13 protein-coding genes are annotated in these 14628 nt (G+C 63.8%); 5 read left to right on the top strand and 8 right to left on the bottom strand.

What is annotated here, in order from left to right; all coding sequences use genetic code 11:
• The first annotated feature begins 58 nt into the window (after positions 1-58).
• The gene (gene mscL, locus JG739_RS31150; RefSeq protein WP_202364642.1) at positions 59-481 is read left to right on the top strand and encodes a large conductance mechanosensitive channel protein MscL; all 423 of its coding nucleotides are present in this window, start codon (positions 59-61) and stop codon (positions 479-481) included.
• A gap of 112 nt (positions 482-593) precedes the next feature.
• A complete protein-coding gene (locus JG739_RS31145; RefSeq protein WP_202364641.1) occupies positions 594-1760 on the top strand; it encodes a pyridoxal phosphate-dependent aminotransferase in 1167 nt (388 codons plus the stop codon).
• 230 nt (positions 1761-1990) lie between these two features.
• Here JG739_RS31145 and hemA read toward each other — a convergent pair whose 3' ends face one another.
• The gene (hemA, locus tag JG739_RS31140; RefSeq protein ID WP_027155522.1) at positions 1991-3268 is read right to left on the bottom strand and encodes a 5-aminolevulinate synthase; all 1278 of its coding nucleotides are present in this window, start codon (positions 3266-3268) and stop codon (positions 1991-1993) included.
• A 281-nt stretch (positions 3269-3549) separates the two neighbouring features.
• Between hemA and galE the strand changes: the two genes are divergently transcribed.
• The 3 genes from galE to JG739_RS31125 all read left to right on the top strand — a co-directional run bounded on the left by galE (position 3550) and on the right by JG739_RS31125 (position 7371).
• Positions 3550-4545, top strand: a complete 996-nt coding sequence (gene galE, locus JG739_RS31135) for a UDP-glucose 4-epimerase GalE (protein ID WP_202364640.1) — start codon at positions 3550-3552, stop codon at positions 4543-4545.
• A 94-nt stretch (positions 4546-4639) separates the two neighbouring features.
• Positions 4640-5896 carry a D-amino acid dehydrogenase gene (locus JG739_RS31130; protein WP_202364639.1) on the top strand — a complete coding sequence of 419 codons (1257 nt, stop codon included), beginning with the start codon at positions 4640-4642 and terminating at the stop codon, positions 5894-5896.
• Positions 5897-6156: 260 nt separating this feature from the next.
• Positions 6157-7371: an integrase core domain-containing protein gene (locus tag JG739_RS31125; RefSeq protein ID WP_202362542.1), complete on the top strand. Its 1215-nt coding sequence runs from the start codon at positions 6157-6159 to the stop codon at positions 7369-7371.
• Positions 7372-7446: 75 nt separating this feature from the next.
• On the opposite strand, the gene JG739_RS31120 is transcribed toward JG739_RS31125, so the two are convergent.
• The 7 genes from JG739_RS31120 to JG739_RS31090 all read right to left on the bottom strand — a co-directional run bounded on the left by JG739_RS31120 (position 7447) and on the right by JG739_RS31090 (position 14566).
• On the bottom strand, positions 7447-8805 hold the full coding sequence (locus JG739_RS31120) for an FGGY-family carbohydrate kinase (RefSeq protein ID WP_202364638.1): 1359 nt from the start codon (positions 8803-8805) through the stop codon (positions 7447-7449).
• Positions 8802-9119, bottom strand: a complete 318-nt coding sequence (gene rhaM / locus JG739_RS31115) for an L-rhamnose mutarotase (RefSeq protein ID WP_202364637.1) — start codon at positions 9117-9119, stop codon at positions 8802-8804. Before rhaM ends, JG739_RS31120 begins: the two co-directional genes overlap by 4 nt.
• Positions 9119-10120, bottom strand: a complete 1002-nt coding sequence (locus tag JG739_RS31110) for an ABC transporter permease (protein ID WP_202364636.1) — start codon at positions 10118-10120, stop codon at positions 9119-9121. Before JG739_RS31110 ends, rhaM begins: the two co-directional genes overlap by 1 nt.
• Positions 10117-11094: an ABC transporter permease gene (locus tag JG739_RS31105; protein WP_202364635.1), complete on the bottom strand. Its 978-nt coding sequence runs from the start codon at positions 11092-11094 to the stop codon at positions 10117-10119. The genes JG739_RS31110 and JG739_RS31105 overlap by 4 nt, the downstream gene beginning before the upstream one ends.
• Positions 11091-12632, bottom strand: coding sequence for a sugar ABC transporter ATP-binding protein (locus tag JG739_RS31100; protein ID WP_202364634.1), 1542 nt, complete (start codon positions 12630-12632; stop codon positions 11091-11093). Before JG739_RS31100 ends, JG739_RS31105 begins: the two co-directional genes overlap by 4 nt.
• 83 nt (positions 12633-12715) lie before the next feature.
• Entirely contained in the window at positions 12716-13711 is a 996-nt protein-coding gene (gene rhaS, locus JG739_RS31095; RefSeq protein ID WP_202364633.1) for a rhamnose ABC transporter substrate-binding protein, read from the bottom strand.
• Positions 13712-13756: 45 nt separating this feature from the next.
• Positions 13757-14566 carry a DeoR/GlpR family DNA-binding transcription regulator gene (locus JG739_RS31090; RefSeq protein ID WP_202364632.1) on the bottom strand — a complete coding sequence of 270 codons (810 nt, stop codon included), beginning with the start codon at positions 14564-14566 and terminating at the stop codon, positions 13757-13759.
• Positions 14567-14628 lie beyond the last annotated feature (62 nt).

The raw sequence follows: 14628 nt of genomic DNA, 5'->3' as shown, positions 1-14628 counted from the left end.
GAACGAAGCGGGGCCGAACGAAGCGGGCAGAGGCGGCGGCCAGGACAAGGAGGGTCGGATGCTGAAAGAATTCCAAGAATTCATTTCCCGGGGCAATGTCATGGACCTGGCCGTCGGCGTCATCATCGGCGCCGCCTTCGGCAAGATCGTCGATTCCCTAGTCAACGACATCATCATGCCGATCATCGGGGCGATTTTCGGCGGACTCGACTTCAACAATTATTTCCTGCCCTTGTCCTCAGCCGTCAACGCCACATCGCTGGCGGAAGCCAAGAGGCAGGGCGCAGTCTTCGCCTATGGCAGCTTCATCACCGTGGCGCTGAACTTCATCATCCTCGCCTTCATCATATTCCTGATGGTCAAGACGGTAAACAATCTGCGCAGGCGGCTGGAGCGTGAGAAGCCGGCTGCGCCTGCGGCCGCTCCACCGGCCGATGTTGCGCTGCTTACCGAAATTCGCGATCTCCTCGCCAGGAAATAGCGCAGGGGCAAGATCTCTGGACCAAAACCCCGGTCGATTTCGGCCGGGGTTTTCTATTTTCGCCTGTCGTAAAACACGTTAGCTGTCCAGAAGGCGAAAAACGGATCCATCCATGACCCTGATCGAGAATTTGCGCGCCGAGGCTCGGGCCGCGCCGGAAAGCGGCATTGTCGCCGTCATGAACCGCGGCCGCGACCGCGACGGCATGATCCCGCTCTGGGCTGGCGAGGGCGACCTGCCGACGCCCGCCTTCATCACCGATGCCGCTGCCCGGGCGCTGGCCGGCGGCGAGACCTTCTATACCTGGCAGAAAGGCATCCCCGAACTGAGGCAGGCGCTCGCCCGCTATTACGTCAGGCATTTCGGCAAGAGCTTCGCTGAGCAAGAATTCATCGTCACCGGCTCTGGCATGCATGCCATCCAGCTGGCGCTCGACGCTGTCGCCGGCAATGGCGACGAGGTCGTCTATCTGTCGCCGGCCTGGCCGAACTTCGCCGCAGCCGCCGGCGTGGCGGGCGCCGTCCCGGTCGCAGTCACGCTCGACCAGTCCGGCAATGGCTGGTCCTGCGACATCGGCAAGATCGAGGCGGCGATCACGCCAAGGACAAAGGCGCTGTTCGTCAACTCGCCGTCCAACCCGACCGGCTGGACCGCCGACAGCGAGACACTGCAGGCGATCCTCGATCTTGCCCGCGAACGGGGGCTGTGGATCATCGCCGACGAGATCTATTCGCTGTTCCACTACGGCGACGGCCGCGCGCCGTCCTTCATCGACATCATGGCCGACGAGGATCGCATCCTGTTCGTCAACAGTTTCTCCAAGAACTGGTCGATGACCGGCTGGCGGGTCGGCTGGATCAAGGTCCATCCTTGCCTGCAGCAGGTGTTCGAGAACCTGGTCCAGTATTCGACCTCCGGCGTTGCCCAGTTCATGCAGCGCGGCGCCGTCGTCGCCCTCGATGAAGGCGACGCCTTCATCGTCGAGCAGGTGGAGCGGGCGAGGGCGGCGCGTGACCTAGTCTGCGGTATCCTGGCGGCGACCGGCAGGGCGCGCTTCACCGTGCCGCAGGGAGCCTTCTACCTGTTCTTCGCAGTCGACGGGATCGCCGATTCACGCGCCGCCGCCTTCGACATCGTCGACCGCGCCAATGTCGGTCTGGCGCCCGGAACCGCATTCGGTCCCGGCGGCGAAGCCTTCCTCAGGCTATGCTTCCACCGCCGCCTCGACCAGCTCGAGGAGGCCGCGCACCGGCTGGCGAAGTGGATGAGGAGTGTGTGAGGTTCAGGTCCGCCGGAGGGAGCGTAGCATCTGGATCGCTGCACGCTGGGCCACTGTAACCGGCATGGACTCTTCGCGGGCGTCGGGAGATTGGCTGGAACTCTCCTTTCGCTTCGTCATCCTTGGGCGGAGCAGGAGCGAAGCGACGTCGCGGAGACCCAAGGATCCATGCCGTGACCTTCGAACGCCGCGGCGTCCGAAGAACAAGACGGCGCCCGCCGCGGCGACCTTCAGCCGCCCGACTTCGGCACCAGCAGCGGAATGACGCGGTCGCTTTCCCTCACCGCCGGCCGGCCCGCAGAACCGTAGGAGATGCCCAAGGCGTCCCAGGTCTCGACCAGCGCGTCCTGAAGTTCCGCGATCAGTTGATCCGAATGGAATGGCGTCGGCGTGATGCGCAACCGTTCGGTGCCGCGTGGCACGGTCGGGTAGTTGATCGGCTGGATGTAGATGCCGTGGACGCCGAGCAGGCGGTCGCTGGCCATCTTGCACAGCTCGGGATCGCCGACGAGCAGCGGCACGATGTGGGTAGCGGAGTCCATCACCGGCAGGCCGGCGGCGGTAAGAACCTGCTTGGTCCGCGTCGCCTGGCGCTGCTGCGCGGCGCGTTCGGCCTGCGAGCGCTTGAGATGGCGGATCGACGTGGTCGCCGCGGCGGCAATGGCCGGCGGCAGCGCCGTGGTGAAGATGAAGCCCGGCGCATAGGAGCGCACGGCATCGATCACCGCACTTGTGCCGGTGATATAGCCGCCGAGCGTGCCGAACGCCTTGGCCAGCGTGCCTTCGATGATGTCGATACGGTCGGCCAACCCTTCGCGCTCGGTGATGCCGCCGCCGCGCGGCCCGTACATGCCGACGGCATGCACCTCGTCGATATAGGTCATGGCGTTGTAGCGCTCGGCAAGTTCGACGATCTGCTTGATCGGCGCGATGTCGCCATCCATCGAATAGACGCTCTCGAAGACGATCAGCTTGGCGCGCTCGCGGCCGGCCGCCTGCAGCAGGCTTTCGAGATGCGCAACGTCGTTGTGGCGGAAGATCTTCTTCTCGGCACCCGAACGCCGCACGCCCTCGATCATCGAGGCGTGGTTCAACTCGTCCGAGACGATCAGGCAGTTGGGCAGCAGCCGCGCAATGGTCGAGATCGAGGCTTCGTTGGAGACGAAGCCGGAGGTAAAGACCAGCGCGGCTTCCTTGTCGTGCAGGTCGGCCAGTTCCAGTTCGAGCTCGACCAGCGGATTGCTGGTGCCGGAGATGTTGCGGGTGCCACCGGCGCCGGATCCCATCTTGCCGGCAGCGTTCTGCATCGCGGCGATGACGTCTGGATGCTGGCCCATGCCGAGATAGTCGTTGGAGCACCAGACGGTGATTTCCTGGGCGCGGCCGTTGGCGCGCCAGATGGCGCGTGGGAAGTTCCCGACGATGCGCTCGAGGTCGGCGAAGATGCGGTAGCGACGCTCTGCGTGGAGCTGGTCGATCGCGTCTTCGAAGAACCGCTGATAGTTCATGTCGGCTTCCCAATTTTTGCGTGGGATCATAATCATTGCCCTATTCGACGTCTACTTGGCCTTTTTGGTCAAAATGCCACGCCCCAAGCCTGTTCCTAACGGCCACGGATCATGGCCTATTCCCTTGATGTGGATCAATTTTGTTTCAGGACGATGCCATGCGCCGATGAGACTGGTTACCGCAGGCACTGATGGACATGGACCAATGGCCTGGCGGTAGGCTTTCCAGTAAGGCGGGTGTTGAGACAGCTTCCGATAAATCTTGAGCAGCGAGGACACGGATGACGGTTTTGGTGACAGGCGGCGCCGGCTATATCGGCAGCCATATGGTCTGGGAGCTGCTGGACGCGGGCGAGAGCGTTGTCGTCCTTGACCGGCTGTCGACCGGCTTCGAATGGGCGGTGGCGCCGGAGGCAAAGCTTGTCGTCGGCGATGTCGCCGACAAGGAGCTGGTCGGCGGGGTCATCCGCGACAATCATATCGATGCGATCATCCATTTTGCCGGCTCCATCGTGGTTCCCGAATCGGTCGCCGACCCGCTCGGCTACTACGAGAACAACACCTGCAAGACACGCACGCTGATCGAGACCGCGGTGCGCGAAGGCGTGCCCAATTTCATCTTCTCCTCGACCGCCGCGGTCTATGGCGGCGCCGGGCTGGAGCCGGTGCGCGAGGATGCGCGCCTTGCACCGGAATCGCCCTATGGCCTGTCCAAGCTGATGAGCGAATGGATGTTGCGCGACGCGGCGATCGCCCACGGCTTGCGCTATACGGCGCTTCGCTACTTCAACGTCGCCGGCGCCGATCCGAGGGGCCGCACCGGCCAGTCGACGCCGGGCGCCACGCATCTGATCAAGGTCGCCTGCGAGACGGCGCTCGGCAAGCGGCCCTTCATGCAGGTGTTCGGCACCGACTATCCGACGCCCGACGGCACCTGCATGCGCGACTATATCCATGTCAGCGATCTGGCGGCGGCGCATCGGCTGGCGCTGGAGCGACTGCGCGCCGGGGGGACAAGCCTCGTCGCCAATTGCGGCTACAGCCACGGCTATTCGGTGCTCGAGGTGATCGACAGCGTGCGGCGCGTCTTTGGCCATGATTTCGACGTGCGGATCGGCGAGCGCCGCGCGGGCGACGCGGCGGCAGTGGTCGCCAATTCGGAGCTGGCGCGCGGCGAGCTTGGCTGGACGCCGCAGCGCGACGACCTCGACCGGATCGTCGCCGATGCGCTGGCCTGGGAACGCATCCTGACCAGCAAGAATTCGTCGCGGAGCTGAAGTCCCGGTTTTTCCTGCGTGGGCTCGTAGATCGAGCCTAGAAGCGCTATCGAAGGAGCGGCGCTTCGGCTGCATGTGATCTTCGGGGGGCGGCATGAGAATATCAGTGCTCGGAGCCGGTGTGGTCGGCACGGCGGCGGCCTATTATCTGGCGAGCGACGGCCACGAGGTGACCGTCATCGAGCGCCATCCGATGGCGGCGCGCGGCACCAGCCAATCGAATGCCGGCCTTGTGTCGCCCGGCGACGCCACCGCCTGGGCCTCGCCCTCTGCGCTGAAGACGTTTTTGCGCGCGCTTTACAACCACGATCTCGGCATCAAGGTGCGGCTGCGCTTCGATCCCTATTTCTTCGCCTGGAGCCTGCGCTTCCTGCGCCAGTGCACGCATGCGCGGCTGCGCGCCAACACCGACATCAAGCTGCGCCTGGCGCTTTATTCGCGCGACTGCATCAACGCCATCTCGGCCGATACCGGCATTCACTATGACGAGCGCAAGAAGGGCATTCTCTATTTCTTCCGCTCGCAGCAGAGTTTTGATACCGGCACCGACAACTACCGCTATCTCGCCGAGCACGGTCTGCCGATCGAGATCGTCGGCCGCGAGCGGCTGGTCGAGCTCGAGCCCGGCCTTGCCGGGGCCAGGGACAGAATAGCCGGCGGCGTCTATTCGCCGATCGACCAGACCGGCGACTCCAGCCACTTCACCCGAAACCTGGCTGCCTATGCCGCCGAGAAACTCGACGTCCAGTTTCTATACGGCACGACGGTCGAAGGCCTCGACATCGAAGGTGATCGGGTGCGCGCGGTGATGACCTCGGCTGGCCCGATAACAGGCGACGCCGTCGTCATCTCGATGGGGCCGGAGAGCGGCCTGCTCGGCCGCCGCTACGGCATCGACCTGCCGGTCTATCCGGTCAAGGGTTATACCGCGACCGTGCCGCTGGAGGACGAAAACAAGGGGCCGACCATGGGCGGCGCCGACGAGGATCAGCTTATCGCCTATTCCAGGCTCGGCAACCGGCTGCGCCTCGCTTCAACCGCTGAGTTCACCGGCTTCGACCGCACCCACAAGCCAAGCGATTTCGCCGCCATGTTCAGGACTGGCAAGGAGCTTTTCCCCGGTGCCTTCGACGAGAACAAGGCCGAGCTCTGGGCCGGCTTGCGGCCGATGATGCCGAATTCGGTGCCGGTCATCGGCAGGGCGCGTTACAAAAATCTCTATCTCGACACCGGCCACGGCCATGTCGGCTGGACCATGGCCTGCGGCTCGGGAAAATTCCTTGCCGATCTAGTCGCTGGCCGCAAGCCGGAGATCGACCCGCAAGGTCTGGTCTACGGGTCAGCACGTTGAGGTGTCTCCAATTTCTGACCTCAGCGCTGCCCCTCATCCGCCTGCCGGCACCTTCTCCCCGTAAACGGGGAGAAGAGGGCTGGCCGCGATGTCGGCGCACTTTCTGCAACGCTGGAGATTGGCGAAATCCTTGACGAAGGCATCTTTCTCCCCGTCCCTATACGGGGAGAAATGCCCGGCTGTCCGAACCGGATAGATAGGTAACAGAGTAGACCGATTGCATAGGTGACAGTTTTCTTGTCCGCCGGGAGGTACCGGCGATGGTTTGGCGAGAGACTGACATCATGGACGAGCGGTTGAGGTTTATAGTGGATTGCCTTTCGGGAGAGGAGACGATGACGGCTGTTTGCGAGCGGTACGGGATATCGCGCAAGATCGGCTACAAGTGGCTTGGTCGTTACCGGGAGTTCGGCCCGGAAGGTTTGCATGATCTGCCGCGAGCGCCGCTCAATCACGGCCGCGCGACCGCTGCCGATCTGGTTGAGCGGATCGTTGCGCTGAAGGAGGCGCATCCGGCATGGGGGCCCAAGAAGATCATCGGGCGGCTCAAGCGTGAGGCGCCGTCGCACCCGTGGCCGGCGATCTCGACGGCCGGCGAGATTCTGAAGCGCCACGGCCTTGTCGGCCGGCGGCGGGGGCGCTGGAGAGCTGTGGGCAACGGCCCCTGGCCAGATGCGCAAAGGCCGAATGCGGTGTGGACGGGCGACCACAAGGGCTGGTTCCGGACCCGTGACGGGTGGCGCTGCGAACCGTTGACAGTGCTGGATGCGTGGAGCCGCTACCTGTTGGCGCTCGAAGCGACGGGTTCGACGGCAGATGAGGAGGCCTGGCCGGTGTTCGAACGGCTGTTTGAGGAGCATGGTCTGCCGGATCGGTTCAGAAGCGACAATGGTTCACCCTTCGCGTCGGCCGGCGTCACCGGGCTGACGCCGCTTGCGGTGCGCTTCATCAAGCTCGGCATCGCGCTGGAGCGGATCGCGCCCGGCAAGCCTCAGCAGAACGGCTGCCACGAGCGCTTTCACCTGACCATGTTGCCGCTGGCCAAGGCGCCTGAGATCGACAGACAGGCGCAGAGCCAGGCTTTCGACGCCTTCCGTCGCGAGTACAATGAGGAGCGTCCGCATGAGGCGCTCGGCATGGACACGCCGGCCGAATACTACCGCGGTAGCGAGCGGCAAATGCCGGCCAACGTGCCCGAGCCCGACTATCCGGCCGAGGCCGCAGTCAGGCGCGTGCGCAACAATGGCGCGATCAAGTGGCAGGGCGGCGAGATCTATGTCTCGGCCTCGCTTGCCGGCGAGCCGGTCGCCGTCGAAGAAACCGAAACCGGCGAATGGGCCTTACGCTTCTACGCCCACCCGCTCGGCCACATCGATCTCAAGCGAATGCGCCTGGTCCGCCGCAGCGCCTTGCAACCCCGACCAGCCGGCGCTGCGGCGGACACCACTGCGCAGGAGAAGGGGGGAAAACTGTAACCTATGTATCCGGTTCAAACTGTTACCTATCTATCGGCTGGACACGGCAGGGCAATGAGGGGCGGCGCAGACCTCTCAAACAGAGCGTTGCCACGCCCTTGCATAATCCCCGCAGGCTGGGTCGGCCGGCGGTTCGATCCTTTCGCCTTTGCCCTGGACCCTGCTTTGGTCCGACGCCAGCAAGGCGGCGCCGATGCTGGTGCCGGTGGCCGCCTCGGACGCAATGACGGCACGCGCCGTCGCTGCAGCGAGCATGCGCGTGAAAAGCCGGTTGCGGGCGAACGGGCCCTCGACGATGGTCGGGCCGTCGGCGCCGATCAGATCGAGGCAAGTCGCGGTCATCAGCGCCAGATAATAAGAGATAGCGGCAAAGCGCTGGCCGTTGTTGATGCCGTCGGCGTTGAGCCATGCGGCGGCGTGATGAGGAAACGGCCCCGAACCCTGTTGGGTCGAAGGCAGCAGGGATGTCTTCCGCGCGAGCACTGTGGCGACATCATCGCCGGTCCAGTCCTCTGATTGGCCTTGCGTCAGCAGCGAAAATTCGCGGCCGCCCATGAAACGCGCCGACGGCACCGGATCGCCGAGTGCATTGACGTTGACCAGCGTGTCGCGGGCCGGGTCGAGCGTAACCTTGTTGCCGCCGACCGCCATCGACACCACCCAGGTGCCGGTCGAGACGACCGAGAAGGGCGGCGTATCGGACAGGAGATGCGGCAGCAGCGACGCGTTGGAATCGTGCAGCCCGCAAAACACCGGCGTTTGCGCATCAAGCCCGGTTAGCTTGGCAAGGGCAGGCAGGATCGGGCCGAGGCGATCCTTCGCCGGCCGCACCGGCGCCATCAGCTGGCGCCATTGCATCTTGTCGACCAGCGACGAAAAATCCGCCTTCCAGGGGTTCCACAGATCCGTATGGCAGCCGAGCGAGGTCACTTCGTTGGCGGCGACGCCGGTCAGGCGCAACGCCCAGTATTGCGGGTACATCAGGATCGCGGCCGCCTTGTCGAACTCTGCCGGGAAGCGCTTCTGCTGCCAGAACAGCTGCGCGCCGAGATTGAGGCCGACCGGCAGGCGCGGCGTGCCCGTCTCGGCGAAGGCCGGACGGATCGCGTCATAGTCCTTGGCGAGGGTGTCGGGCCCGGCGAATTCATAGTCGAGCACCGGCAGCGCCAGCTCACCGGCAGCGTCCACCAGCGCGCCCGTCGCGCCATGGGTGGTGATCGATATCGCATCAATGCGCTGTTCGCGATTGATCCCGGTGAGGCTGTCGAGGATGAACGACCACAGAAGCTCGACATCGTGGTGCGGGTAGGGACCGTCGGCAACGGGCGCGTTCGCCATGCGGCGCAGCACGACTTCGCGCAGATCGGCAAGATCGACCAGCGCCAGCTTGGCGTTGGTCTTGCCGATATCGATGACTGCGACGTGGCGGGTCATTCCATATGGAACATGGTTTCCAGCGGCACCGCCACCGGCACGTTATCAGGCCTGGTCTCCATGATGGCGGCCATCCCGGCCCACCAGCGCTGCATCAGGGGATGCTTCGGCAGTTCGTCCATGCCGTGGTCGTCGCGTCGCCACAGCACGCCGAACAGTATGTTGGTTTCATCGTCGAGATGGATCGAATAGTCGGAAACGCCGGCCTGTTTCAGCAGTGCGACCAGCGACGGCCAGATGTCGTCATGGCGCCTTTTGTATTCGGCCTTCATCCCCGGATTGAGCTTCATCTTGAACGCGTATTTTTCGGCCATCAGGTAAAACGCTCCCGCCGCAGCCGCCGCCAGACGATCGGCAGCGCGATGACGATGATCAGCAGCAGGCCGATGAAGATCGACATGACGATCCCGGGCACGTTGAGCAGCCCCAAGCCAAAAGTCACCAGCCCCATGATGAAGGCGGCGAGCACCACGCCCACAATGCTGCCGGCGCCGCCCAGGATGCTGACGCCACCAAGCACCACCATGGTGATGACTTCCAATTCGTAGCCTTGCGCGATCGACGGCCGGGTCGAGCCGAGCCGCGAGGTGATCAGCACCGAGGCGATGCCCGCCATCAGCCCGGTCAGGCAGAACAGGATGAACTTGATCCGGCCGACGCGCACGCCGGAAAACTGCGCCGCAACCGGATTGTTGCCGATGGCGAAGACGCGGCGGCCGAAGCTGGTCCGGTGCAGAAGGAACCAGTAGATGACCGCCGCGACGAGGAACAGCGTCAGCTCGAACGACACCACCCACCAGACATAGCCCTGGCCGAAGAAGGCGAAGCTCGGGGGATAGCCTTTGTAGGCCTGGTCGCCGAGCACGATGAAGGCGATGCCGCGAAACAGGCTCATCGTACCGATGGTCACGACGATCGACGGCAGGCCGAGCCTGGTGACGAGCAGCCCGTTGAAGGCGCCGCAGCCGAGCCCGACCAGGATACCGATCGCCACCAGCACCGGCGTGCCGGCGCCGGCCTGCACCGCCATGCCCATAATCGTCGAGGCCAGCGCAATGATGGCTGCGACCGACAGGTCGATCTCGCCCGAAATGATCAGCAACGCCATGGCAAGCGCGATCAGCGCCTTTTCGGTGAAGTTGAAGGTCAGGTCCGACAGCGACCACGCGTCGAGGAAATAGGGCGAGGCGAAGCTATTGACGGCGAAGATGGCGACCGCCACCGCGACCAGCAGCGCCTCCCACGAGAAGATCGCCGCGTTGAGCGGCTTGTCGAGCCGGTCGGGAATGTGGCGTGGGGCAGGGGTGTCGGTCATGCCGTTTCCGCCTTCTTGAGAATGATGCGGCCTTGCCGGCGTTCGCCGCGCGCGTTGAGCACCACAGCCAGGATGATGGCGCTGCCCGAAATCGCCATCTGCCAGAACGGCGAGATGTTGATGACCGGCAGCGCGTTGGAGATGATGCCGAGGAACAGCGAACCGAGCACCGCGCCGCCGACCGAGCCGATGCCGCCGGCGATCGAGATGCCGCCGATGACGCAGGCGGCGATGATATTGAGTTCGTAGCCGTTGGCGACCTCGACCGAGGCGATGACGTAGCGCGAGATCCAGAGGTAACCGCAGAGACCGGCGGCCATCCCCGAAATGCAGAAGACGATGAACTTGGTGCGGCCGACATCGATGCCGGCATAGACCGACGCGGTTGGATTGACGCCGATGGCGTAGATCGAGCGGCCGAGCGCGGTGCGCGTCATCAACAGGAAGAACAAGGCGATAACCAGTATGGCAATCCACGACAACACCGGAATGCCGAGGAAAGCCGCGCGTTGCAGGCCGATGAAATCAGGGCTCATCTGATCGGCATTGACCCAGGCGCCGCCTGAAATGACGAAGGTGGCGCCGCGATAGATGGTGAGCGTGCCGAGCGTCACCACGATCGACGGGATGTTCAGCCGCCATACCAAAAAACCGTTGATGGCGCCGAGCACCAGGCCGACCAGAAGGGCGATGACGATCAGCAGCGGGATCGGGATTGCCGGATGCGCGGCGTTCAGCATCGCCACCACCATGCCGGTGAAGCACAGGTTCGACGCCATCGACAGGTCGATCGAGCGGGTCAGGATCACCACCATCTGCCCCAGCGCCAGGATCATCAGGATCGAGGTGTCGTTGAACACCTGGCGCAGATTGCCGAAGGCGGCAAAGCCCGGAAAGCGCATCGAGATCAGCCCGATCAGCACGGCGATTGCGGCGAGCAGCCAGACTTCGCGGTATTTGAGCAAAACCTTCATGCTGCAATCCCTGCTGCCGTCTTGACCAGCGTTTCGGCGTCGAGCCCCTTGTTGTCATAGATCGAGGCGATGCGGCCCTCGCGCATGACGACGACCCGGTCGGACATGCCGAGGATTTCGGGCAGTTCGGACGACACCATGATCACCGACAGGCCTTGTGCGACGAGTTCGGCCATGAAGCCGTGCACGGCGGCCTTGGAGCCGATGTCGATGCCTTTGGTCGGCTCGTCGAGGATGATCACCTTGGGCGCGGTCGCCAGCCATTTGGCGATGACGATCTTCTGCTGATTGCCGCCCGACAGCGTGCCGACGTCCTGGCTGAGCGAGGCGGCGCGCAAATCGAGCCGCTCGGTATAGGAACGGGCCAGCGCGAACTCCTCCGCCAGCCGCAGCATGCCCGATTTGGACGTGCGCTTGAGTGAGGGCAGCGAGATGTTCTGGAAGATCGGCAGGCCGATCACCACGCCTTGTTTGCCGCGTTCTTCCGGCACGTAGACGATGCCGGCATCGATCGAATCCGCCGCCGATTTCGGCACAATCGCCTTGCCTTCCAGCGTGATCGTGCCGCTGCTGGTGCGGGTGATGCCTGATATTGCCTGCATCACCTCGCTGCGGCCGGCGCCGACAAGGCCGTAGAAGCCGAGGATCTCGCCTCTGTGCAGCTCGAAGCCGATGTCGTCGAACTCGGTCGGGTGCGACAGGCCGGAGACGGCAAGCACCGGCGCGCCGATCTCGGCCTTGCGCTGCGGAAAAATGTGGTCGACGGCGCGGCCGACCATCATGCGCACGATCTGGCTCTGGCCGGCATCCCTGATCAGGCCTTCGCCGACAATCTCGCCGTCGCGGAACACCGTATAGCGATCGGCGATGCGATAGATCTCGTCGAACTTGTGGCTGATGAACAGGATCGCCTTGCCTTCGCTCTTCAGGAACTCGATGAGCAGGAAAAGCTCCTCGATCTCCTTCAGCGACAGCGCTGCGGTCGGCTCGTCCATGATGACTATCTGGGCATCGATCGACATGGCGCGGGCAACGGCGACGAGATGCTTGTTGGCGATGCCGAGATCCTTCAGCCGCGCATCGGCGTCGATATGGCCGGCGCCCATCGTGTTCAATACTTCATGGGCATTCTTGCGCATGGTGCGCCAGTCGATGGTGCCGAAGCGCGATCGCGGCGCATGGCCGAGAAAGATGTTCTCGGCCACCGTCAAATCGTCGAACAGCACGGTTTCCTGATGGATGGCGGTGATGCCGTGCCCGAAGGCGGCATGCGCACTGGGCAGGGTGACGGCCTGGCCATCGATGCTGATGGTGCCCGCGTCGGGCTGGTAGATGCCGGTCATGATCTTGACCAGCGTCGACTTGCCGGCGCCGTTCTCGCCGATCAGCGCGGTCACCTGGCCGGGGTAGAGCGACAGGCTGACATTGTGCAGCGCGCGCACGCCGGGAAAACTCTTCGAGATGCCGGCCAGGGTCAGGCGCGGAGCCGCAGCCAAAGGCTGCTCGGTGGTCGGGTCGAGTTGGGCTGTCGTGTCCATGGTCGTATCAAGCCCTGAAGCAGGTCCGTTTGAGGACGCGGCGGAACTTGAGTTCCGCCGCGCCGGCTTGAAGCGCTCCAGGATCAATAGATCTTGGAGAACTCTTCGATGTTCGACTTGTCGAACTTGAAGGGCGGCGCCATCGCAGCCGAATTGGTGTCGTCGAGCGTGACTTTTCCAACGCGGCCGATCGACAGCGTCGCACCCGGCTTGGCTTCTTCCTTCTTCACCGCCAAATCATGGGCGAGGTAGACGGCCGAGTAGCCGAGATCGATCGGGTTCCACAGTGCGACCGCCTGGCTGGCGCCGTTGTCGATGAACTTCTTGAACTCCGACGGCAGCGCCAGGCCGGTGACGTTGACCTTGCCGATCAGGCCCTGGTCGGTCACCACCTGCGCGGCGGCCACGACGCCGACCGTGGTCGGTGCGATGATCGCCTTGAGGTTTGGATAGGACTTCAGCAGGCCCTTGGCCTCGTCCGTGCTCTTGGCCGAGTCGTCGTCGCCATAGACGGTGGCGACTAGATTGATCTTCGGGAATTTCTCCGGCAGCACCTTCTTGGCCGCGTCGATCCAGGCGTTCTGGTTGGTCGCAGTCGACGAAGCCGACAGGATGGCGACATCGCCGCCTTCCGGCAGATAGTCGGCGGCAAGCTTGATGATGGTCTCGCCGATCAGGTTGGTGTCCGACGGGTTGAGGTGAAGCTGGCGGCCTTCCGGAGCGACGCCCGAATCCCACGAGATGACGGTGATGCCGCGATCCATCGCCTTCTTCAGCGCCGGCACCAGCGCGTCGGCATCATTGGCCGAAATGGCGATCGCGTCGACTTTTTGGGCGATCAGCGAGTTGATCACCTCGATCTGGGCTTCGGCGGTCGCCTTGGTCGGGCCGGTGTAGATGATGTCAACGTCGCCAAGCTCCTTGGCAGCCTCTTCGGCGCCCTTGTTGGCGGCATCGAAGAAGCCATTGCCGAGCGACTTCACCACCAGCGCGATTTTTACGTTCTCGGCATAGGCGGCATTCACGAACATGGCGGCGGAGAACGCCGCCGTAACCATCAATTTCTTCAGAAAGCTCATCGAATATCCTCCCTTGAGCGTTGCATTCCATCGCCGCTGCGAGCCTCAGGCCTGCAGCGAAGATTCTTCCCTATTGGCTGCCGTTGTGCGGGCGACGACCAGCGTCACTCCGGCGGCCTCCAACATCTTGGCCTCGCGATCCTCGACGCCGTCGTCGGTGATGACGGTGGCGATGCGCGTGAGACCGCACAGGATCAGGCTCGAGCGTTTGCGGAATTTTGACGAGTCGACCAGCACCACCAGTTCGTCGGCCTGATCGATCAGTTTCTGCTCGGCCTGGATCAGCAGCGGATCGCCTTCCATCAGGCCGAGCGGCCCGAGCCCTTGCGCGCCCATGAACATGCGGCGCGCATAGAAATTTCGCGTCACATCATTGTCGAAGGGCGACAGGATGATGTTCTGCTCGCGGTAGATGGTGCCGCCCGACAGCATCACCGTGTTCTTCGAGTGCTTGAGCAGGTGCTCGGCGATCGGGAAGGAGTTGGTGAAGATCGGCATCCGGCGGCCGGTCAGGAAATGCACCATCTGGAAGGTGGTGGTGCCGCCATTGATGATGATCGGCTCGCCGTCCTTGCATAGTTCCACGGCGTCCCGCGCGATCGCCCGCTTCTGCGCAGCGTTGATCGTCTCGTTGACGGAAAAAGGCCGGCCGGCAAGGCCGATGAATTGCGGCGGGGTGATCGCCTCGGCGCCGCCGCGCACGCGGCGCAGGCGCTTTTGCACATGCAATGCGGCGATGTCGCGCCGGATCGTCGCCTCGGACGAGTCCGTCAGGTCGACCATCTCCTGCACCGTCACCACAGGCTTTTCCTGGACGGCGGACAAAATGATCCTGTGGCGTTCTTTTTCGTGCATGGTTCCTCCCTGCCAGCACATCTAGGCACCCAAAACGCGCAGTGTCAATCATTTCCGATCAG

The sequence above is a fragment of the Mesorhizobium sp. L-2-11 genome (assembly GCF_016756595.1).
Lineage (GTDB): Bacteria > Pseudomonadota > Alphaproteobacteria > Rhizobiales > Rhizobiaceae > Mesorhizobium.
This window is presented reverse-complemented; position numbering and strand designations above follow the sequence as displayed.